Source organism: Pirellulales bacterium, assembly GCA_019694455.1.
Lineage (GTDB): Bacteria > Planctomycetota > Planctomycetia > Pirellulales > JAEUIK01 > JAIBBY01.
On the sequence record JAIBBY010000024.1, the window covers coordinates 34,159 to 57,201 of the forward strand.

14 protein-coding genes are annotated in these 23,043 nt (G+C 63.9%); 8 read left to right on the forward strand and 6 right to left on the reverse strand.

Going from position 1 to position 23,043, the window contains the following annotated elements:
* Positions 1-40 precede the first annotated feature (40 nt).
* The 5 genes from K1X71_11575 to K1X71_11595 all read left to right on the forward strand — a co-directional run bounded on the left by K1X71_11575 (position 41) and on the right by K1X71_11595 (position 11,257).
* Entirely contained in the window at positions 41-2,647 is a 2,607-nt protein-coding gene (locus K1X71_11575) for a DNA gyrase subunit B (GenBank protein MBX7073777.1), read from the forward strand.
* 145 nt (positions 2,648-2,792) lie between these two features.
* Positions 2,793-6,227, forward strand: a complete 3,435-nt coding sequence (locus K1X71_11580; protein MBX7073778.1) for a PSD1 and planctomycete cytochrome C domain-containing protein — start codon at positions 2,793-2,795, stop codon at positions 6,225-6,227.
* 15 nt (positions 6,228-6,242) lie between these two features.
* Positions 6,243-7,649, forward strand: coding sequence for a DUF1501 domain-containing protein (locus K1X71_11585; GenBank protein ID MBX7073779.1), 1,407 nt, complete (start codon positions 6,243-6,245; stop codon positions 7,647-7,649).
* Positions 7,650-7,671: 22 nt separating this feature from the next.
* Positions 7,672-8,994, forward strand: a complete 1,323-nt coding sequence (locus tag K1X71_11590; GenBank protein ID MBX7073780.1) for a hypothetical protein — start codon at positions 7,672-7,674, stop codon at positions 8,992-8,994.
* Between the two features lie 88 nt (positions 8,995-9,082).
* Positions 9,083-11,257 (forward strand): prolyl oligopeptidase family serine peptidase, encoded by a 2,175-nt coding sequence (locus tag K1X71_11595; protein ID MBX7073781.1) that lies wholly within the window; start codon positions 9,083-9,085, stop codon positions 11,255-11,257.
* Between the two features lie 3 nt (positions 11,258-11,260).
* On the opposite strand, the gene K1X71_11600 is transcribed toward K1X71_11595, so the two are convergent.
* Together K1X71_11600 and metG are read right to left on the reverse strand one after the other, a co-directional pair.
* Complete coding sequence (locus tag K1X71_11600; GenBank protein MBX7073782.1) at positions 11,261-11,683, reverse strand: DUF2975 domain-containing protein; 423 nt, start codon at positions 11,681-11,683, stop codon at positions 11,261-11,263.
* Positions 11,684-11,753: 70 nt separating this feature from the next.
* The gene (metG, locus tag K1X71_11605; GenBank protein ID MBX7073783.1) at positions 11,754-13,355 is read right to left on the reverse strand and encodes a methionine--tRNA ligase; all 1,602 of its coding nucleotides are present in this window, start codon (positions 13,353-13,355) and stop codon (positions 11,754-11,756) included.
* Between the two features lie 567 nt (positions 13,356-13,922).
* Here metG and K1X71_11610 point away from each other — a divergent pair.
* Entirely contained in the window at positions 13,923-15,545 is a 1,623-nt protein-coding gene (locus K1X71_11610; protein MBX7073784.1) for a trypsin-like peptidase domain-containing protein, read from the forward strand.
* A 48-nt stretch (positions 15,546-15,593) separates the two neighbouring features.
* Here K1X71_11610 and msrA read toward each other — a convergent pair whose 3' ends face one another.
* The gene (gene msrA / locus K1X71_11615) at positions 15,594-16,067 is read right to left on the reverse strand and encodes a peptide-methionine (S)-S-oxide reductase MsrA (protein MBX7073785.1); all 474 of its coding nucleotides are present in this window, start codon (positions 16,065-16,067) and stop codon (positions 15,594-15,596) included.
* A gap of 243 nt (positions 16,068-16,310) precedes the next feature.
* Between msrA and K1X71_11620 the strand changes: the two genes are divergently transcribed.
* Positions 16,311-17,630, forward strand: coding sequence for a Gfo/Idh/MocA family oxidoreductase (locus K1X71_11620; GenBank protein MBX7073786.1), 1,320 nt, complete (start codon positions 16,311-16,313; stop codon positions 17,628-17,630).
* 103 nt (positions 17,631-17,733) lie between these two features.
* On the opposite strand, the gene K1X71_11625 is transcribed toward K1X71_11620, so the two are convergent.
* Positions 17,734-18,879, reverse strand: a complete 1,146-nt coding sequence (locus tag K1X71_11625) for a hypothetical protein (GenBank protein MBX7073787.1) — start codon at positions 18,877-18,879, stop codon at positions 17,734-17,736.
* 464 nt (positions 18,880-19,343) lie between these two features.
* On the opposite strand from K1X71_11625, the gene K1X71_11630 reads away from it, so the two are divergent.
* Positions 19,344-20,777 (forward strand): hypothetical protein, encoded by a 1,434-nt coding sequence (locus tag K1X71_11630; GenBank protein MBX7073788.1) that lies wholly within the window; start codon positions 19,344-19,346, stop codon positions 20,775-20,777.
* 73 nt (positions 20,778-20,850) lie between these two features.
* On the opposite strand, the gene K1X71_11635 is transcribed toward K1X71_11630, so the two are convergent.
* Both K1X71_11635 and K1X71_11640 read right to left on the reverse strand, forming a co-directional pair.
* Complete coding sequence (locus K1X71_11635; GenBank protein ID MBX7073789.1) at positions 20,851-21,246, reverse strand: hypothetical protein; 396 nt, start codon at positions 21,244-21,246, stop codon at positions 20,851-20,853.
* The gene (locus K1X71_11640; GenBank protein MBX7073790.1) at positions 21,243-22,886 is read right to left on the reverse strand and encodes a hypothetical protein; all 1,644 of its coding nucleotides are present in this window, start codon (positions 22,884-22,886) and stop codon (positions 21,243-21,245) included. Before K1X71_11640 ends, K1X71_11635 begins: the two co-directional genes overlap by 4 nt.
* Between the last annotated feature and the right edge of the window lie 157 nt (positions 22,887-23,043).

Sequence of the window (23,043 nt, forward strand, 5' to 3'; positions counted from 1 at the left end):
CGCGAGAATCAAAAACACAATCGTTCGCGAAGGATCTAGCATGACCGCCGATTCGCCAGAGAACCCGTCCACTGAGAACACAGCGCTGTCAAATACAGCGGCTACAGCTTCCGCGCAGCACAACACCGCGGCGCCAGGCGCTCAGGACGAGGCGGCCGATCAGCCCGCCATGCCAGAAATTCGCAAAGTCGAAGGCGAATACGGCGCCGAGCAAATCGAGTACAAGACCGACCTGGAGCACGTGCGCGCCCGCCCCAGCATGTACATCGGCGACACGACACTGCGCGGTCTGCATCACATGGTTTACGAAGTCGTCGACAACTCGATCGACGAGGCCATGGCCGGCCACGCCAAACACGTGTCGGTGGTCATCAACATCGACGGCAGTGTGACGGTCGAGGACGACGGACGCGGCATCCCCGTCGAGACGCATCCCGACCTGGGCATCTCCACGCTCGAAGGGGTGATGACCAACCTGAAGATGGGTGGCAAGTTTCAAAAAGGCGCCTATCAAACCTCCGGCGGGCTCCACGGCGTCGGCGCCAAAGTGGTCAACTTTCTCTCCGAATGGTGCGAGGTCGAAGTCTGCCGCGACTCGCACGTTTACCAGCAAGAATACGAGCGCGGCGTCCCCCTCACCGAAGTTCGCCGCATTGGCGCCACCGACAAGACCGGCACCAAGGTCACCTTCAAACCGGACGGACAGATCTTTCCGGTCACCAAGTTCAACTACAGCACCTTGCAGCGCCGCCTGCAGGAGTTGGCGTTTCTCAATCGCGGCGTGCGCATCGAGTTTCGCGACGAGCGCGTGGGCCAGAGCGAAACCTTCCACTACGAGCGCGGATTGCTGCAGTTCATCGAGCATCTCAATCGCGCCAGCGAAGCCGCGCATGCCGACATCATCTATATCGCTGGCGATTTCGAAGGCGTGGCGGTCGAAGTGGCGCTGCAATACTCCACCGACTACACCGAAAATTTCCACTCCTATGTCAACAACATCAACACCGTGGAAGGGGGCACCCACGTCTCCGGCTTTCGCACCGCCCTTACCCGCTGTCTCAACAACTACGGCAAAAAGAACAACCTGTTCAAAGACCTGACCCCTTCCGGCGACGACTTCCGCGAGGGACTCACCGCCGTCGTCTCCGTCAAAGTCTCCGAACCGCAATTCGAAGGGCAAACCAAAACCAAGCTCGGCAACGGCGAGGTCGAGGGCATCGTCAACTCCGCCGTCGGCGATTACTTGTCCGACTATCTGGAACGCCATCCAAAGTCGGCGCAGATCATTGTGAAAAAGGGGATGCTCGCCGCCGAGGCCCGCGAAAGCGCCCGCAAGGCGCGGCAACTCATTCGCGAGCGCAAGGGAGCGCTCTCGCACGGCGGTCTGCCCGGCAAGCTCCGCGACTGCACCAGTCGCCAGGTCGAGCGCTGCGAGTTGTATTTGGTTGAGGGCGACTCCGCCGGCGGCAGCGCCGAAGGCGGACGGCTGCGCGAGTTTCAGGCCATCTTGCCGCTGCGCGGCAAGATCATCAACGCCTACAAATCGCGTGAGGACAAAGTCCTGGCCAACGAAGAAGTGCGCGCCATGATCGCCGCCATCGGCAGCGGCATCGGCGAAGAAAGCGACCTCTCCAAAAGGCGCTACAACAAAGTGGTCATCATGACCGACGCCGACGTCGACGGCTCGCATATCCGCACCTTGCTGCTCACCTTCTTCTATCGGCAGATGTTTCATCTCGTCCGCGCCGGGCATGTCTACGTGGCGCAGCCGCCGCTGTTTCGAGTGAAGTCGAAGAAGGACACCTATTACGTGCAGACCGACGAGGAGATGAAGACGCGCCTGCTCGACCTCGGCTTGTCCGAGTGCGTCTTCGAGCCGGGCGATGGTCGCCGCATCGAGGGGGACGAAATCAAGAACCTCTGCCGCATTCTGGCCGGGATGGAAGACGCCGTCATCACCCTCGAGCGCCGCGGCGTCAGCCTCAAGCGCCACGCGCTGCGGCAAGACCCCGCCACCGGCAAGCTGCCGGTCTATCACGTCTTTCTCGGCTTGCAGGAGCATTGGCTCTACACCCGCGACGAGCTCGATCATCTCGTCGCGCATCAAGAAGCGATGACCGGCGTCGAACCCAAAGTCACCGACCAGCATCCGGCCCCGACGCCCCGAGCCGAACATGACGCGGCGAAGCAAAACGGCGCCACCGACAAGACAGTCAGCCGGCTCCACATCGTCGAACTGCATGAGGTGCGTTCGATCAACTCCGCGCTGGCGGAGCTTGCCGGCCTAGGCTTCGACATTCAGTCGCTCATTCGCCAAGAGCGCACCGGCAGCGAGGATCCCCGTTACATCCTGCGCCGCGGCGATAGCGTGATTCCGCTAGAAGACTTGCGCGGCTTGCTGTCCGCCGTGCGGCATGCGGGCGAAAAAGGGCTGGCGATCACCCGCTTCAAGGGGTTGGGCGAAATGAACGCCGAGGAGCTGCGCGACACCACGCTCGACCCGGCCCGGCGCACTTTGCTGCAAGTCACCATGGAAGACGCCGCCGCCGCCGACGACTTGTTTCGCATCTTGATGGGCGACAAAGTCGAACCCCGCAGAGAGTTTATCGAAACGCACGCCTTGGAAGTGCGCAATCTCGACGTGTGAGCGAACCCCCCCCGATTGTAGCTAACTGCTTGCCTGTGCTTGGGTTGTTGCTTACATTCGATTGGTAGTCTCCGCCGGCGCCACGCTGCCGGTCGCGGGCAATGCCTCGCTTCAACCCGCAACGCGTCTTGCTCCACGGTCACACGTGTCGATTGCACACTGGCGACGATTTGCTCGCGCCGGCGCGCCCCTTTCGGTCGCGTTGCTGCTCGCGCTCGCGCCAGTCGCGGCAGGCGCCGAACCCAATGAGGCAGCCGGGCTGGAACTGTTCGAGTCGCGCATTCGACCGTTGCTGCATCGCTCCTGTCTGGAGTGCCACAACAAGGGCGCCGAAAGCGAAGGGGGACTCCAGCTCAACAGTCGAGAGAACATGCTGCGCGGTGGGCAAACCGGCCCTGCCGTCGTGCCGGGCCAACCGGACCAGAGTCTGCTGCTCGCCGCCGTCCGGCACGAGGGGGACCTGCAAATGCCCCCCGAGACGAAGCTCTCTCACGAAGAGATCGACGCCCTATCGCGCTGGGTGTCGCTCGGTGCGCCGTGGCCGTCCGATGCTGAAATCGCCGCCGACCTGTCTGGCGACAAGGAAGACCTCTGGTCCCTCAGGCCAATTCAAGATCACCCCGTGCCAGACGTGAAGAACACGGCCTGGCCACAGTCGCCGATCGATCGCTTCGTGCTGGCGCGATTGGAGCAAGAGCAACTTGAGCCAGCGGCGCCGGCCGACAAGCGCACGCTGCTGCGGCGACTCACTTTCGACCTTGTCGGACTGCCGCCAACTCCAGAAGAGATTGCCGCCTTTTTGGCCGACGAATCTCCCACGGCCCTGGCGACGGTTGTCGATCGTCTGCTCGCTTCGCCCCACTATGGCGAACGCTGGGCGCGACACTGGATGGACCTGATGCGCTACGCCGAGACCAACGGCTACGAGCGCAATCGAGAAAAGGTCAACGCTTGGCGCTATCGCGACTATTTGATCGAGGCGTTCAACTCCGACCTCCCCTTCAATCGGCTCGTCCAGGAGCACTTGGCGGGCGATCTGCTCCCCGATCCGCGCGCCAGCGCCGACGGCAAGCTCGTCCTGTCGCCGCAAGCCACCGCGTCATTGTGGTTTCAAGAGATTCACAATTACACCACCGATTGGCCCACCACGCAGGCCGACGAGTTGGAAGACCAGATCGATGTGCTCGGCAAGGCTTTCCTGGGCCTCAGCACGGGCTGTGCCCGCTGCCACGACCATAAGTTCGATCCCATCAAGGCGGCTGACTATTACTCTCTGGCGGGCGTGATCCTCAGCTCGACCAACGTGCAATCGTGCGTCGACACGCCGCAGGTGCAAAGTCGCCAGGCCGAACTCGCGGCGGCGCTTGACGAGAATCAAGCGGCCATCGACGCGCTCTTGGAAAAAGCCCGCCGTGGCCGAGACGAATTTGAGCGGCGACTGGCCGAAGCGCGCCGCGTGCGCGACTATCTCATGGCCACGCGCGAGTTGATTCTGGCCACGTTCGACAAAAAGAAGCCCATCCCGGAAGTCGCCGCCGCCTACAAGCTCGACGCCGAGCGGCTCGAGCGCTGGATCGAGGAATTCGCCAAGGCCGCCGCGCAGCCCGATGCGCTGTTGGGCAGTTGGACCCGCGTGGGATTGTGCGCCGATGATGTCTTTGGCTATCGCAAAGACGCCTTGCTCCATCGCGCCCAGCGCCCCGCCAATCCGCCGAAAATCACCCCCCTCTTCGAGTTCGAAAACTCCGCTGGCTTCGACGGCTGGACCGTCGCGGGCGCCGCTTTCGCTAGCGGCCCCGAGCTTGGCCAGCCGTATGGCGCACAGGGCTACGCGGGCAAAGGCTTCGCCTCTAGTCACGCCGGCAGCGACGCCTTCACCGGCACGATGCTCAGCCCGCGCATCAAAGTCGATCGCCCCAACTTGTCGCTGGCGTTCCTCCTGGCCGGCGGCAATCACCCGGAACGCGCCTGCGTCAATCTCATCATTCACAGCCAGGTGTTGCATCAAGACGATGGCAGCACCTACACCGGCGAGAACGACCATGTGTTCCGTCCCCAGGTTTTTTCGCTCATGCCATTCAAGGGGCGCGAAGTTTGCGTCGAATTGGTCGACGACGCGCAGGACGAGTGGGGGCACATCATGGCCGACCATTTTTGCCTGATCGATCCCGGACCCGATAGCGGCGCGGCCCCCGATGCGCTGATGGTCAATGACGCCGTGCTGCGCGTCTTGACCGATCCCGCCTGCCGCCAGTCAATCGACTTGGCCACGGGTTACCAAACCGCGATCGTCAACGCCTTGACCGAATGGCGCAGTGAACTCGACCGCTACCTCGCCGCGCCCGAGGGGCAACCCGAGCCCGCCGCCTTGCGCTGGACGCGCGAAGGTTTTGAGTATTCGGAGCGCAACGAGTTGCTGGCCTGGGCGCTATCCGACAATTCGTTGCTGGGTTCGCTGACCGACGCCGAGGCGTCCCTGCCAGAGGCGGATCGCGCCCAACTTGCCCGGCTTCGCGAGCGGCATCAGAAGTTGTCAGCCGAGGTCGAGGCGTCAGCGCTGGCGATCACCAGCGCCGAGGCCGAGCCGCGCGATGCGACGATCCACCTGCGCGGCGACGCGCATCGACCCGGCGCCATGGCGCCGCGCGGCTATCTGCTGGCGGTATCTGGCCCAGGCCCCGCGGTCGCTTCCGGCAGTGGCCGACGCGAACTCGCCGCATGGATGTCGGCCGCTGACAATCCGCTCACGCCGCGCGTGATCGTCAATCGCGTTTGGCAGCGGCATTTTGGCCGCGGCATCGTGGCCACGCCCGACGACTTTGGCCATCGCGGCGAGCCTCCCACGCATCCGGAACTGCTCGACTATCTGGCGACTCGATTCATCGCATCGGGCTGGTCGCTGAAGTCGTTGCATCGCGAGTTGCTGTTGTCGAGCGCCTATCAACAGTCGAGCGCCGCCAGCGCCGCGGCGCGCGAGCGCGATCCCGACAATCGTTGGCTCAGCCACATGCCCATTCGCCGGCTGGAGGCCGAATGTGTGCGCGACGCGATCTTCGCTTCCACCGGCGCGCTGCGGCTCGAAGTCGGCGGACCCAGCGTCAGCTTGGCGCCGCGCATCGAGAACGACGCGCGACGCACCTACGTTGCGCCCACGCACACCGCCGCCGAGCAGACGCCGCGGCGAACCATCTACCTAGAGGTGCGCCGCAACTTCGTCCCCAAGATGCTCGAAGTCTTCGATTTCCCCGAGCCATCAGGCTGCGTTGGCCAGCGGGCTGTTTCGATCACTCCCCTCCAATCGTTGAACTTGCTCAACGACTCGCTGGTCGCCGCGGAGGCTCAGCGCTGGGGAGCCAGCCTGCATGCCACTTCGTTGTCTCCCGCCGAGCGCGTGGATCAGGTATACGAGCGGGCTTTGGGCCGACTGCCAATGGAGGAGGAGCGCGCCACGGCGCTCGCCTTCGTTGCCGACCAAACCGCCCGCCAGGTGGCCGCCGGATCGGCCGCCGCCGAGCGCGACGCCTGGATCGACTTTTGCCACCTGGTGTTCAACCTCGGCGAGTTCATCTTCGTTCGTTAACCCCGCCGCAAATTTATGTTTGAGCAAGACACCTTCCATCGCCGCAAATTGCTCTTCGAGTGGGCGCACGGCTTCGGCGGGCTGGCGCTACTGAGCCTGATGTCGGGCTGCGATCGTCCCGCCGCCGCGCCGGCGCCGCTGGCGCACGCCCCGCGCAAAAAGGCCAAGAGCGTCATCTTCTTGTTCATGGACGGCGGCCCGTCGCAGATGGACACCTTCGATCCCAAGCCGCGACTGACGCGCGAGCATGGGCAGCCTATCAAGATCAAAATCGTCAATCGGCTGGCCAGCAACACGGTGCTCAAGTCCCCTTTCAAGTTTCAGCGCTATGGCCAGTGCGGCGCCGACGTGAGCGAGTTGTTTCCGCACGTGGCCACCTGCGTCGACGATATGACCATCATCCGCTCCATGGTGGCCGACAATGTGGAGCATGGTTCGGCCACGCTGATGATGGCCACCGGCAGCGCTCTTTCCGGACGGCCCAGCATGGGCTCGTGGATCCATTACGCCTTGGGCAGCGAGGCCAGCGACTTGCCCGGCTACGTCGTCATGCACGGTGGCGAGTTGCCGCATGTGGGGGTCGGCTCGCTCGGCAATGGCTTCTTACCGGCCAAGCATCAATGCACGCTGTTTTCTCCGCTCGACAAACAGCCGTTTGGAGACATCCAGCGCTGGGAAGCCACCGACGCGTTGCAAAAAGCGAAATTGCCGGTGCTAGCGCGACTCAATCAATTCGCCGCCAGTGAACTTGGCGCCAGCAGCGAGCTGGAGAGCAGTGTCGCCAATTACGAAATGGCCTATCGACTGCAAAGCTCGCTGCCCAAGCTGATCGACTACAGCGACGAGAGCGCGGCCACGCAATCGCTGTACGGCATCGACGACGCGGCCACCCGCGCGTTTGGCATCGAGTGTCTGCTCGCCCGCAAGATGGTGGAAAAAGGTGTGCGGTTCATCAATTTGATCGCCCCCGTGGTCCCCGAGGCCGATCGTTGGGACCAGCACAGCAACCTCAAGGTTGGCCTGACCTACAATTGCCAGGCGACCGACAAACCCATTGCCGGGTTGCTCAAAGACTTGAAAGCGCGGGGCCTGCTCGACGAAACGCTGGTGATCTGGGGAGGCGAGTTTGGCCGCACCGCCACGGCGGAATTTCAAGAAGGCAAAGATCCCGGTCGCGAACACAACCCCTTTGGCTTCACTATGTGGCTGGCCGGCGGCGGCGCGCAGCGCGGGCTGGTGTACGGCGCCACCGACGAATACGGCTACCACGCGGTCGAAAATCCGGTGCATGTGCATGATCTGCATGCGACGATTCTGCACCTATTGGGGATCGATCATACGCAACTGACGTTTCGCCACGGTGGTCGCGACTATCGCTTGACCGACGTGTATGGCAACGTGATGCACGACCTTTTGGCCTAGCGCGGACTACCCGGAGACCCGTGTGAGTCGGACCCTGACGCAGCCATCCGCGCCCGCGACATTGGTCGCCGCTGGGCCACCGCTGTTTCGCCGCGCGCTGGTGGGGTATTTGGGATTGGCGCTGCTGCCGCTCTTGTTGCTTGCCGACACCGCGCTGGCTCGCGCGCGCGGCTGGTCCGCCGCCAGCGAGGGCACGTTCGGCAAGCTGCCATATTTGTTCGCGGCGGCCGTAGTGGCACTAGCCCTGCCGCTGGTGTTTGCCGGCTATCGCCGCTGGTTGGCGCGCCGGGCCGGCCAATTATGGCTGGCCAGTACGACGACTCTCGTGGCGGCGGCCATCGGCGATGCGGCCCTCCGCTTTTGGCTCCCCACCGCGCCGTTCCACCTGCGGCCGCCGCTCGCCCGTTTCCAGTTCGATCCCGACTACACTTCCTTTCCGGGCGTGACGGGGGGCGCGACCAGCGCCATCAACGCGCAAGGCGTGCGCGGCGCCGCCTGGCCCGCGCGCGACAAGGCGCTGCGCGTCTTGTGCCTGGGCGGCAGCACGACCGAGTGCCTCTTTCTCGACGACGATGAAGCGTGGCCTGCCCAATTGGGCGCCGACCTGTCGCAACAGTTGCAGCGACCCGTGTGGACCGGCGCCGCCGCCGTTAGCGAGTACGCCAGCGGTCAGCACCTGCGCTTTCTCCGCGAGTCACCGCTAGTCGAAGAAGTCGATTGCGTGGTCGTCTTGGTCGGGGTGGGCGATCTGGTCCGCACGTTGCTGGGCCTCGATGCGGGCGCCGCGCCACCGCCGTGGTGGATCGACACGCGAGCCTTGAGTCTGGTCAAGGAAATCTGGAACGTGCGACTGCGCAAGGGGCTGGTGGTCGACTTCGATGGCCGCAATTACACGGCCAAGCGCCGCTCACGCGAGTTTGCGCCGCCGCCCGGCTACAACATCCCCGCCGCGCTCGACGCCTATGCCGCGCGGCTGCGCCAGTTGGTGGCCACGGCCCAGTCGCGAGGTGTGTCGTTGGTCCTGGTCACGCAGCCCACGCTGTGGGACGACTTTCTCAACCCGATTCTCCAGCAGCGGTTGGCGCTGGGCCGCGTGACGCCCGCGCCGCGCAAGTGGAAGCAGCTATTGCCACGAAATCTGCGTGAGAACATCGACCGCTTCAACCTGCGACTGATCGCCGTGGCCCAGGAATCCGGTACCCCGCTCGTCGACGCGGCGACCAGCATGAGCGGCGAAGGCGCCTACTTCTACGACGATTACCACTTGAGCGAGGCGGGCTGCCAGGAACTGGCGCGGCTGGTCGCCCAGCGCGTGGCCCCCGCGCTCCAGCAGCGGACCAACTAGGCCGGTTCCCTCCCCGCCCCGGCGGCCACTAGAATTCGTGTGCGTCGGGCAGTCGAGAGTTTATCCATTGCTCCAAGGACCAATCATCATGCGGCAATCGCGCTTCGCGCTAGCAAGGATCGTTGTTGGTATGTGCGTCATCTCCAGCGCGCGAGCCCAAACCCCCAGCCCGCTTGACTATCCCCAAGCGCGCCGCGCCGATCAGGTCGATCACTACCACGGCGTGGCCGTCGCCGACCCCTATCGCTGGCTCGAAGACCCAGACAGCCCGGAAACGCGCGAGTGGATCGAGGCCGAGAACCAGATCACGCATCATTATCTGGAGCAAATTCCGCAGCGCGACGCGCTGCGCGCGCGGCTCACCGAACTGTGGGATTTTGAACGCTACGGCGTGCCGGTCGAGCGCGGCGGACGCTACCTGTTCTCCAAAAACGACGGCCTGCAGAACCAGAGCGTGCTCTACGTTGCCGAGCATCTGAGTCCCGACGGCCAATTGCAACAAGTCCGCGAACTGTTGGACCCCAACACGCTCTCGGCCGATGGCACGGTGGCCCTCTCGGGTTATGCCCTCTCCGACGACGGCAAATGGCTCGCCTACGGGCTTTCCAGCGCCGGCTCCGATTGGCAAACCTGGAAGGTGCGCAGCGTCGACACCGCCGAAGACACCCCCGACCTCGTCGAGTGGGTCAAGTTCTCCGACGCTTCCTGGACCAAGGACAACGCCGGCTTCTTCTACAGCCGCTACGACCAGCCCGACGAGGAAAACAAGTTCGTCGGCGCCAACTTCCATCAAAAGCTGTACTACCATCGCCTCGGCACTCCGCAGTCCGACGATCCGCTGATTTACCAACGGCGCGATGAAAAAGAATGGGGCTTCTCCGGGCAGGTGAGCGACGATGGCCAGTACCTGGTGATCAGCGTTAACCGCGGCACCGCCCGCAAGAACGACCTCTTCTACCTACCGCTCGCCGGCTTCACCGGCCAACAAGGCCCCGACTATCAAGGGCAGGTGATCGAACTGCTCAAGGAATTCGACGCGCAGTATCTGTATCTCGGCAACGAAGCCACGCGTTTCTGGTTTCTCACCGACCTCGACGCCCCGCGCTACCGCGTGATCGAAATCGACCTCAATCGACCGGCCCGCGACAGTTGGCGCGAGGTCATCCCCGAGGCGGCCGAGGTGCTGGAAGGAGTTAGTCTGGTGGGAGATCGCTTCGTCGCGGCCTACCTGCGCGACGCCCACAGCCAAATCAAGCTGTTCGACATCAATGGCCAACTCGAGCGCGAGCTGGACCTGCCGGGCATCGGCACGGCCACCGGCTTCACCGGCCAGCGCGCCGACCGAGAGACGTTCTACGCCTACACCAGCTTCAACACGCCAGCCGCCATTTACCGCTACGACTTCGATCGCGGCGCCAGCCAGCTTGTGCATCGGCCCCAACTCGCCTTCAATCCAGAAGATTACGTCACCAGCCAGGTCTTCTACCAAAGCAAGGACGGCACGCGCGTGCCGATGTTCATCAGCCACAAGCGCGGCCTGGAGAAGGCCGGCCAAACGCCCACCTTGCTCTATGGTTATGGCGGCTTCAACATCTCGCTCACACCGAGCTTTTCGGTCTCCAATCTGGTCTGGATGGAACAAGGAGGCATCTTCGCTGTCCCCAGCCTGCGCGGTGGCGGCGAATATGGCCGCCAGTGGCACGAGGCCGGCATGAAGCTCAACAAGCAAAACGTCTTCGACGACTTCATCGCCGCGGCCGAGTATCTGATCGCCGAGGGCTACACCACCCGCGACCGGTTGGCCATCAGCGGCCGCTCGAACGGCGGCCTGCTCGTCGGCGCTTGCCTCACGCAGCGCCCCGATCTGTTTGGCGCCACGCTGCCCGGCGTCGGCGTGCTCGATATGCTCCGCTTCCACAAGTTCACCATCGGCTGGGCCTGGGTGTCGGACTACGGCTCCGCCGAAAATCCCGAAGAGTTCGCCGCGCTGCGCGCCTATTCGCCGCTGCACAACATCAAGCCCGGCGAGCGCTACCCCGCCACGCTCATCACAACCGCCGACCACGACGATCGCGTGGTGCCGGCGCACAGCTTCAAGTTCGCCGCGGCGCTGCAGGCCGCCCAAGGAGGGCCCGAGCCGGTCTTGATCCGCATCGACACCAAGGCCGGTCACGGCGCTGGCAAGCCAACCGCCAAGTTGATCGAGGAGGCCGCCGACATATTGGCCTTCCTGGTGCGCGAACTGGGCGTGACGACGAAGTAACGGTCACCGCGCTTGCCAAGGGGTGGCGTTTCGAAACGCCCGTTCACACTTCGCGGCGGCCACGCCGACCACGATCCAAGCGACGGTCACAACGAGGCGCATAACAATTCCCTGCGGCCGGTCGTCCGGGTCGCCAAACGGCATGAAAACCACGCTGCCCGCAACGAAGCCAACACTGGCGATCGCGCAGTATTTTATCGTGCGAAAGGCGTTCACGACTTCTGGCGAGAAAAGCCTGTTCTGCCCGGCGTGCCCTAACACCTGAAATGCCTGATAGAGCGCCACGAAAAACGCGCTGGAGGCGGCATACGCATACGCCAGGAACGGGTCGTTGAAATAGATTTCAAACGGCGTCGCTTGTTGGTTCCTGCCCTCGATGTGCGGCTCCCCAAGCAAAAAGACCAGCGCGCCGATGCCGATGAGCACAACAACGAACTGCAGAAGTCGTGTTGAGCTTCTAGGCATGGTCTTGTTCTGGTTCTACATGAGCCGGCTGCTACTTCTTCGCCGGTTCGATCTTGGGAAATAGCGGCGCCACCTTGCCATCGGCGGAAAGCGGCGCCGTCACGCGCAGATCGTCGCTCGCCACGGGCCGATTGGCGATCTGAGTGTAGTTGGCCTCGCTCCATGGCGCCGCAAAATTAAAGCCCGCGTAGATCGTTTCCGCCGCGCGCGGCAGAAACGGCCGAATCAAAATCGCGGCCACGCGCAGCGCCTCGGCCAGATTGACCAGCACGCGCCGGCACGCCTCCATGTCGTGTTCCGGCTTGGCGGGGTTCGCCAGCAGCCACGGCCGCGTCTCCTCGATGTAGCGATTGCCGCTGTCGAGCACCTCGCGCCAAATGGTCTCCAGCGCCGCCGAGTAACGGCAGCTTTCGATGTCGGCCGCCACGCCACGCGCCACGTCGCCCAGGTTGACGCTCCGAAACACTTCGTCCGGCGCTATCTCGCGCGAGCCCGCCAGTCGGCCATCGAAGTAACGCTGCGCCATCGACAACGTGCGGCTGAACAGGTTGCCCAGGTTGTTGGCCAGGTCGCTGTTGTAGCTGGCGGCGAACCGCGCGAAGCTGAATTCGCCATCGCCGCCAAACGGGCACTCCCGCATGAAGTAGTAGCGAAAGGCGTCGCTCGAAAACTCGCGCACAATGTCCATCGGCTCGATCACGTTGCCCAGCGATTTGGAGATCTTTTGCGCCTCGTCGGTGGCCTCGTTCTTGATGTACACAAAGCCGTGGGCGAATACCTTGCGCGGCAACTCGACCCCCGCGCTCCACAACATGGCGGGCCACAGCGCGCAGTGAAACCGCGTGATGTCCTTGCCGATAAAGTGCATGTCGGCCGGCCAGTAGCGGTTGAACAACGCCTCGTCGGTTCCATACCCCACGCCGGTGATGTAGTTGAGTAGCGCGTCGAACCACACATAAATCTTGTGCTCGGCGTCCCACGGCACGTCGATCCCCCAGGTGAAGTTGCGCCGGCTGATCGACACGTCTTCCAGACCGCCGCGCACCAAGCTCACGATCTCGTTGCGCCGCGACTCCGGCTGAATGAAATCGGGCCGCTCGTCGTACAGCGCCAACAGTCGCTCGCCATACTTCGACAAGCGAAAGAAGTAGTTCTCCTCCTCCACTCGCTTGAGCGCGCGGTTGGGATGGTTCGCGCAGCGTCCCTCGGCGGTCAACGAACTCTCGGTCTTGAACTCCTCGCAACCTTCGCAGTACAGCGCCTGGTAGTTCTTCTTGTAGATGTCTCCCGCGTCGTACACCCGCTGGATGAACTTTTGACAGCCGATGCGGTGCCGCTCCTCGCTAGTCTGGATGAAGTCGTCGAGCGAGATGTCCAGCGCCCCCCAAACTTCCTTGAACTGGCGCGCCATGTCGTCGACATACGGCTTGGGCGACTGGCCCAGTTGCTCCGCCCGCTCGACCACCTTGATGGTGTTCTCGTCGTTGCCCATCAGAAAGCGAACGTCGAGCCCCTGCTGCCGCCGATAGCGGGCCTGCACGTCGGCGCCGATCTTTTCGAAGGCGGTGCCGATATGCGGCCGGCTGTTGGGGTAATCAATCGCGGTCGTGAGATAGAACTTGCCAACTGGCATATTGCTTCCCTGATGAGCAGTCTAATGGCGGACAATCAAGTTCTCGGATTCGTTCGCCACTCGCGGCGCCAGCAGCGCAGGCATTGGAATCCCGCACGCTTCGCGGCACGAACACAAACCGCAAATTGTAGCGAATCGGCCTCACCGCGCTGACACCGCTTGCCGCGCGCGGCACGGCATCTGCTCCTTCCCGGCCGCCGCGCTGCTTGTTTTGCCGTCTCGCGTCGAGATCGCCAGCGCGCAAGTAGTTGATGTCAAACGATTGCACGGCGGGCGCGGGTCGCCAATCGAACCAGAAAAACACGCCGCTTGCGGGCCATTTGGGATTGTAAGATTTGCACCCCTCGACCAAGATGCCGCCCACTTTTGACCCGAAAGTTTTTGGCGACGGCGCCCAGCGCACCCTGCAATCCGCCGTCGCCAGGCGCCCCAGCGCTCGACAGACAAACCCTCGGTCGGCCCCGCTGACTGTCCAATCGTCCCCCGCGGGTGACGGTTGCGCCAGTCGACCGCCCGCGGGAACCGGCAACCACGATGGTTGCCGATACCACTTCCAAGGAGGGAAGCATGATCTCGCTGCCAGCGGCCTTGGTCGCCCTCGCCACGCTTGGCGCGGGCGACACCGTCTTGCTTGATTTCTATGCCGACTGGTGTGGCCCTTGCCAACAGATGGGCCCGGTGGTCGATCAGCTTGGCGGACTCGGCTACCCAGTCCGCAAGGTCAACATCGATCACGATAAACAGCTCGCCGCGCAATATCGCGTGACCGGCATTCCCTGCTTCGTCCTGCTGGTCGATGGCCGCGAAGTCGACCGCATGGAAGGCGCCGCCAGCATCGACAGCCTCAAACGCATGCTGGCCAAGGGGGGCGTTGGGCCGGCGGGCGCCATCGACAACGGCGCGCCCGTAGCACAACAGCCGCCCAGCCTGGCCACGCTTCCCCCGCCGCCGACCGCCAACCCCGCTGGCCTCGGCCATCGGCGTCTCGACGATTTTCTGCCCGGTGGCGGCGCATCGCCCGTGCGTCCGGCGGCGCAACCGGCCCCGTCGCTGGCTTTGCCACAGCAGACGGCCGCCGCTCCGTTGGCCGCGCCGCACGCCGCGCCGGCGGCGCCCACCGCGCCCAATGCCAGCGCCTTGCGCGTCGATCCGCAACAACTCGTCGCATCCAGCGTGCGGCTGAAGATCGAAGACGCCACCGGCAACTCCTTTGGCAGCGGCACCATCGTCGATGTGCGGGGCGACCAGGCGCTGGTCCTGACCTGCGGGCACATCTTTCGTGACTCAAAAGGCAAGGGGCGCATCACGGTCGATCTGTTCGGCCCCGGCGCGCCGCAAGGACTAGAAGGGCAAGTCGTCGGTTACTTCGACGGCAACGATCTGCCCGACGTGGGACTCGTCAGCTTTCGGCCCGGCGTGCCGGTGCGCGTCGCCCAGGTGGCGCCAGCCGGCCACCGAGTCCAGCGCGGCGATCCGGTCGTCAGCGTCGGCTGCGACAACGGGGCCGACGCCTCGGCGCGAATCAGTCACGTCGCCTCCATCGACAAGTACCTTGGTCCGCCCAACGTCGAAGTCGCCGGCCAGCCAGTACAGGGGCGCAGCGGTGGCGGCCTGTTCAACGCCGATGGGCTGGTGATCGGCGTTTGCAACGCCGCCGACCCCAGCGACGACGAAGGTCTGTTTGCCGCCGTCGCCTCCGTGCATCAACTGCTCGATCACGAAGGCTTGAGCGCCGTCTATCAAAATCGTGGGGCCGCGCTCGCGCAGCAGTCGCAGCCCGGCATCGCGCCGCTCGGAGAGCTGGTCGATATCCGCTCGCCGCAAATGCCCGATCGCATGCCGCGCGCCATCCCGGCGGGCATGCCGCTCACCAGCAGCGCATCGCCGCTGGGCCCGCACGAGCAAGCCGCGCTGGCCCAACACCAAGGCGCCGAACTGGTCTGCGTGATCCGGGATCCGCAAGATCCGCACGGCCGCAGCCAGATCGTGGTGCTCGATCGCGCCTCGCCCGAACTGCTGCGTCAATTGGCGCTGGAGCAAGAGCGACAAAGCGCCGGCGGGACCACATCGCTGGCCGACAGCGGTTTGCCGCAACCGCCCACCAGGACGGTGGCGCAGCGCCCCGTTACTCCCGCCACGCCAGCCGTCACTCGCCGACCACTCAACTGGTTGGCGCCTGGCACGAACTAAGCGCCGCGCAACCCCCCAGCTTGCCAATTGTCGCCTGCGCGCCCTGCGCTAGCGCACATGGCAACTGGCCATGCCGCGCTTTTCCAAATACTGCTGGTGGTATTCCTCGGCCCGCCAAAATTCGCAGGCCGGCGCGATCTCGGTGACCACCGCGCGGCGCAATTTGCCACTGGCGTCCAGCGCGCTCTTGGCGGTCTGCGCCGCCAGGCGCTGCGCATCGCTGTGATAAAAAATCGCCGAGCGGTACTGCGATCCGTAGTCTGGCCCCTGCCGATTGAGCTGCGTCGGATCGTGGCTGGCCCAAAACACATCCAGCAACTGCCCGTAGCTGACATGCGCCGGATCGTACTCCACGTCCACCGCCTCGGCGTGGCCCGTGTCATCGCCGCACACTTGCTCGTAGGTGGGGTCTTTGAGGTCGCCCCCGGTGTAGCCTACGGCCGTGCTCAGCACGCCCGGCACGCTTCGAAACGCCGCCTCAACTCCCCAAAAACAGCCCGCCGCGAACGTCGCCCGTTCCATTACATTCTCCTCCCTCTCTGTTCGTTCCCAACACCCGTATTTGTACGTAACGCTTCTTGGGGGGTTCGCAACAAAATGTCGCCAATTTTGAGAAATATTTGACGCCCGCCGTTGGTTCGCCGCGCGACCCAAAGGCTTGCATCGCGCCATGCGGCGCGCCATCCTGTCTCACCGACGTCACGCTACATCTTAGCGGCGGGACGCCCCGCCGCATTGCCACGGAATATCGAAAGGAGCCCATCTGTGAGTCGACAACCTCGTCGCGATTTTCTCAAGGCCAGCGCGCTGGCCGGCGCTGGTTACTTCGTCGCTGGCGGCACGACCCCCGCGTTGAGCCGATCGGCCAATGAAAAACTCAACATCGCCGTGGTCGGTTGCGGCGGCAAAGGTCAGAGCGATACCGAGCACGCCGGCTCGCAAAACATCGTCGCGCTTTGCGACGTCGACGATCATCGCGGCGCGGCGTCGTTCAAAAAGTTCCCCGATGCCAAACGCTACAAAGACTTTCGCGAGATGCTCGAAAAAGAGAAGTCGATCGACGCCGTGGTGGTGAGCACGCCCGATCACACCCATGCGCCAGCCGCGGCCATGGCCATTCGACTCGGCAAGCATGTCTACTGCCAGAAGCCGCTCACCCATACCGTCTACGAAGCCCGCACCCTGCGCGACCTGGCTCGCGAGTACAAGGTGGCCACCCAGATGGGCAACCAAGGGACGGCCAGCAGCGGCTTCCGCCAAGGTGTCGAGGTATTGCAGTCGGGCGCCATCGGCCCGGTGAAGGAGATTCACGTTTGGACGAATCGCCCTATCTGGCCGCAAGGCGTCGAGCGGCCGCCGGCCGATCAAGTGCCGGCGCATGTCGATTGGAATCTGTGGCTCGGCCCCGCGCCAGAGCAGGCGTATAGCAAGCGCTACGTTCCCTTCTCGTGGCGCGGTTTCTGGGATTTTGGCACCGGCGCGCTCGGCGACATGGCCTGCCATACCGCCAACCTGGCGTTCATGGCCCTCAAGCTGACCCAGCCCACCAGCATCGAGGCCGAAAGCGATGGCTCCGGCACCGATGTCTCGCCACCCAAGCAGAGCAAGATTCGCTTCGAGTTTCCCGCCAGCGGCGATCGACAGGCGGTCACCATGTTCTGGTACGACAAGAGCAACCTGCCGCCGGCCGAGCTGTCGCACGGGCATAAGCTCTCCGACAGTGGGCTGTTGCTCGTCGGCGAGAAAGGGGTGTTCTTCTCGCCAAACGACTACGGCGCCGCGCATCAATTGTTGCCGGAGGCCGACTTCAAGGACTACAAGGCGCCCGAGCCCAGCTTGCCGCGCCTGGCCGACGATGGCGACAACGGCCACATGCAAGAGTTCATTGCGGCCTGCAAGGGAGGTCCGCCCGCCATGTCGAACTTCGACTACGCCGCCAACATGACCGAGGCCATCTTGCTCGGCAACGTGGCGCTGCGCGTCGGCAAGAAGATTCTCTGGGACGCCGAAAAGCTCGAGGCCACCAATTGCCCCGAGGCGGCCCAGTACGTCCGCACCGAGTATCGCTCTGGCTGGACGCTGTAAGCGCAGCGCCGCTTGCGCGTTCAGCGGTCAATCAACCGACTAAAAAAGCCCTGGGAGGGTCGCTTCCCAGGGCTTTTGATTTTCTGTGGCGCACGGCTGGCGCTTACAGATCTTTGCGGAAGATGCGATAGCGCTTGTACGGTCGGCCGCCGATCTCGGCGTCGAAGCGGTTGATGTTTTCGTTGTCTTCCAGGTTCCAGCCCAGCTCCAGATACTTGTAATGCTTCTTCTCGCGCAACAAGTGGTTCAAGTGGTCGAACACCACCAGCGGCAAGCCCACCTTCTGCGCCTCTTGCTTGAAGCCAAACAGGATCGCCCGCAGCCCGCAAACCTCGTGGCGGTAGCGCCAATAAGTGAGCAGCCCCAGCACGCCGACCTTGCCGTTGAAGCGCTTCAGCAGCGGATTGATGTCGGGGATGATGACGCAAATGCCCACCGGCTCGCCATGGAAGTAAACAAATAGCACCAGGTCGGGGTCGATGATCCGCAGTAGCGTCTCGCCCATCTGGTCCATCTCGGCGTCGGTCATTGGGACGAATCCCCAACTCTTCGACCATGTGGCGTGATAAATCTCTTTGATCAGCGCCAACTCGCTATGAAAATCTTTCTTCTTCGCCGCGCGAATCGAAATGTTGTTGTTCCGGCGGATGCGCGCCGCCAATCGGCCCACGCGCTCCGCCGGCGCGTTCTGCGGTTCCAGCAATAACGAGATCAGGTCTTTTTCCTTCACCAGGCCGTGGTTCTCGGCCAAATCCACGTAGTAGCGCGGGTTGTACGGCATCATGACGCAAGGGGGATATTGGTAGCCGTCGATCAACATGCCAATTTCGTAGTTGGTCGACGGGTTCAACGGCCCGCGCAAAAAGTCCATGCCGCGATCGCGCGCCCACTGCTCCGCCGCGCCGAACAAGCTGCTGGCCACACGCTGGTCGTCGATCGATTCAAAAAACCCCCACGCCCCCATCCGCTCGTTGTGAAACTCGTTGTAGTTGCGATCGACATGCGCCACGATGCGGCCCACCGCTTGATTACCGCGCATCGCGAGAAACAGTTCGCGCTCCGAGAATTGCCAAAACGGGTGGCGCTCGCGATCGAGCAGATGGCGCACCTCGCTCTTCAGCGGCGGCGCCCAATTCGGCTCTCCCTCATAAAGCCGCCACGGCAGGTCGATGAATTGCCTCATCTCCCCCGCGGTGCGCACCGGGGTGATCTGCACGTCCGCCACGGGCAACACTCCTACAACACTCATGGCGCCTCGATCCTTCGGTTGACTGAAGATGAGATGGGCGCGATACCGCCGCCGGCCAATTGGTTTGCGAAGGTGACCGCAGTAACGCTGCGTAACTGGTCGGCGGGCGCGCCAGGGTTCAATCTACGGCGCCGCCGGTCCTTCGCAAGCAAACTACCGCCGAAATCCGAATTTGCCGTTCGCGCCGATTGCATCGCCTGGGCGAAGCTAACTCTTGCCGTGGACATGGTTTTCTTTTTCGTTGACCCGCCAGTTCGCCCCATCTAGCATGGAACCAGACGCCCCCAGACGCTGGCGGCCTATCGCCCGGGTGGCCTTTTCCTCAACCCCCGCCCTTCGGCTCATCTTGGCGGTCGCCACACGCCGCCAGTCGCGATCTTGTCTAAAATCGGGCTAGGGTCCGCCCCGTTTGGGCCCGCGAATGAAACCGCCTTCCCACTTGGCATAGTTCGGAACACGCAACGATGGCTCGCCGCGAGAATCAAGGCTATCAAATCGCCGTGGTGTCTCTTTTGATCCTCTGGATCATGACCACGGTCGGCATGTTCGTCTTCTTCAATAAGTACAAGACGGTGTTCGCCCAGTCAGAGAAAGACAAGGCGGACAACCAAAACTCGCAGCAAGCGCTGCGCACCGCCGGCGAAGACATCGACAAGCTCAAGCAATGGATGGGCTTTGAGCAGTCGACCAGCACCGCCGAGATCGAGAAGGCGGCCGGCGCCGATTGGGAGCGCTTCGCCGCCACGCTGCCGCAGGCGCAGCGCAACTATCGAGCCGCGCTGGAGCAAACCGCCGCTTCCTTGGGCGACGCGCAGAACAACCTCCGCGTTTCGCACGAAGAGGTCCAAAGCCTCAAAGACCGCAACGAAGCGCGCGAGGCCGCCAAAGACAAACAAATCGCCGAACATCGCGCTGAGTTGGACAAGACCCGCACCGAACTGGCCGACATGCGATCCAAGTACGACGAGGCCCGCGCCGGACTCGAACAGCAGCGCGACGCGGCCCATCAAGAATCGCAAAAGACCAAGACACTGCTCACCTCCACGCAGCAAGAGTTTGACCAGCATGTGTCCAAATCCAAGCAGGACGTCAACTTCAAAAACCAGGAAATCAAGAAACGCAACGAACAAATCGCCGAACTGCGCGGCGAGACGCCGGGCGTGGCCGATGGTCGCATCCGCAAGATCGATCAACACACCGGCGTGGTGTGGATCAACGTCGGCCAGGCCGACGCCCTCCGCCGCCAGGTGACCTTTAGCGTCTATGGCCTCGACAACAACGGCGTGGCCCGCGCCAAGCGCAAGGGCGCCATTGAGGTCACCCGCGTGCTGGGCCCGCACCTGGCGGAGGCCCGCATCCTCGAAGACAAAACCGACGATCCCATCGTCACCGGCGACGAAATCTACAGCCCCCTCTGGCAGCCTGGGCGCCCCGAGCGCTTTGCCCTGGCCGGCTTCTTCGACATCGACGGCGACGACCACAGCGACCGCCAGATCATCCAAGAACTGGTCAGCATGAATGGCGGCATCATCGACGCCGAGCTCGACGACCAAGGCAATGAGACCGGCGCCATGACCATTGAAACTCGCTTTCTCGTGGTCGGCGACGAAAAAGAAAACATCGTCTCCAAACTCGGCGCCATCAAAGCCCGCGCGCAAGAACTGGGGGTCGAAGTCCTGCCCATGTCCAAGTTCCTCGATCACATCGGCTGGAAGAACACCAACAAGGTGCTTCGCTTCGGCAGCGATCAACATCGCGACTTCACCGCCCCCATCCCCGATGGCGGCGTGCGTACCTCGTCGGGCATCACGACCGATCACTTCCGTAAGCGCTATCCGCGCGAGGCCGAAACCAAGCATCCCACCAGTAGCGCCTTCGACGACGCGGGTTCGAAGTAGCGGCTCAAGTTGCGCGGGCGGAGCGGGGTGAAGATAGCCCCGATGCTTGCTTCACCCGATGGATAGCTGCTTGCTACGGAAACAGCCGCGCCTGCAGGGCGCGCAGTTCCGCCCCGTGGCGCGCCGCGAAGTCGGCCGGCAATTGCCGCGCGTCGAAGCGCTCTGGCGCTAGGAACAAGTGCGCTGGCTCGTTCAAGTCCCCCTGCCGGGCCAACTCTTGCAATACTCGGCGCTGCGGAGCCCCCAGGCCGTGCAACTGGCATAGCGCCAAAAACAACCCTCGTGTACTGTGGCGTCGCCGCTGTTGCACATAGCCAAACACCAGCCAGCCCAGCCCCGCCAGGATCAAACCGGCGACCGTCAACACCGCGAAGAGCGCCGCGGCGCTGCTAGCGCCCGGCGCCGAGTGATCGCCGCTCACCCGGCTCATTGCCGATTGCCACGGATACAAGGCCGCCAGCAAGCTCATGATGCGGCCTCCATCGGAAGTTGACTGTCCAGTGGCGCGCCCAAGTTGGCAGGGACGACAAATGGCGCGGCGCGTTCCTCACCTGTTTGCCCCGCCAACGCCTGCAAGGCCGCCTCTTTCACCATCGGCGTCGCATCGACGCTCGCCACTTCCAAGGCCGCCCGCGCGCTCGGCGTGCCGACGCGCGCCAGTCGCCGCGCCGCCTCGGCGCGTGTGAAGCCGTCGCTGTCCGCCAATAGCGCCACCACCGACGATTCCACTTCGGCCAGCAGTCCCAGCGATTCCGCCGCGGCCAACGCTCGTAGGCGGCGCGCGCGCACCGGCGAACGCAGTTCTTCGTGCAACCGCGACGCCGCTTCGTCGTCGACCTGCCGCACCAGTTCGCCCGTGCTGGCGCGGGTTTCCGGGGTCAGGCTGTCGTACAGACTCAGGTAGCGGTCAAAACTGAACTCGCTCAACGATTCGCGCGCCGCCGCGCGCACCAGCGCGTGTGGGCTGTTCAAGCGATCGATCAGTTGCTGCAACGCGCCCGGCACGCCGCGCGAGCGCAACTGCGCAATGAGGATCGACTGCACCTCGGCGTCGACATCGCCCAGCGCCTCGATCGCCAGCGCGTTCGCCTCGGCGCCGGCGAAATCGGCCAATGCGCGCGCCGCCGCGCGGCGGGCTGCTAGCTGTCCATGGCACAACAGGTACGCCACCAGTCGAAACGCCTGCTGGCGCTTCATGCGCGAGGCCAGCACCATCCGCAGCGCCGCCAGTTGCGCGGCGTCGCTCAGCGTGCCCAGCACGCCTTGGTCGCAATAGACCCAAGCAAACGCCTCGATGCGCCGCACGTTGCGCTCAAACGGCGTCCACTCGTGTTGGGCCACCTGATTGAGCAGTGTCCGCAGGAACTCGGGATCGGCGCGCCGCCCCAAGATCACGAGCGCGCCCGACGGCGGCAGCGGCGCGTCCAAAAAGCTCACCACCAACCGCAAAATGCCAGGATGCTGATTCCGCGACAGCACATCGCAAACCGCCAGATAGGCGCCGTTGTGCGGATCGCCCAATATCTCCAACAGGCCAGCCGTCTCCCGATCGGCCAATCGCAGGTACGACTCCACCACTTCGCGCCGCCGGTGCAGGCCAAAGCGGCGCACCGAGGCCTCCAGGCTTTCCAGGCTGCGGATGCGGAGCAACTCGGGGTTGGCCAGCGCCCTGTGGTTGCGGTGCAGTTCGTCGTACAACTGCTCGCACAGCGCCGCCAAGGTGCGGGCCGCCAACTCAGGGTTGGGATGCGCCGGGTCCTCCAGCGCGGTGATCAGCGTGCCAATCGAGGCGAACTCGTGGTTCCGCAAGATCTCGTGACAGGCGTTGACGAAAGTTTGCAGGTCGGGGCCCAGCACCGCGTCGCGCAGGGCCAACGCCAAACTGCCTTGCTCCTCTTCCAAAACGCGCCGCGCGCGCGGCCCCAAGATGTGCAGTCGGCGCAAGATCTCTCGTTGTCCGCTGCCGCTGCGCCGTCGCAACATCGTTCGCAAGGCCCCGTCGCGGATCGCCTCGCTTGGCGAATCGAGCGCGGCCGCCAACAGCGGCGCGGCCCACTCGTCGCTCGCGCTCGTCAAGAATTCGAAGGTCTTTTGCAATCCGTCCGACACGGGGCCGATCTCTCGGGGGCGGCGCTCGCCGGCGCCGTTGCTTGATTTCGCGGGGAATGCCGACGAAACTGAAGCCATGGGACCGCCGCGCAAGCCCCGCTCGCGGCATCAAAAGCCGGCCATCCCCACGACAACTCTAGGTCAGCCGCGGCGCGCC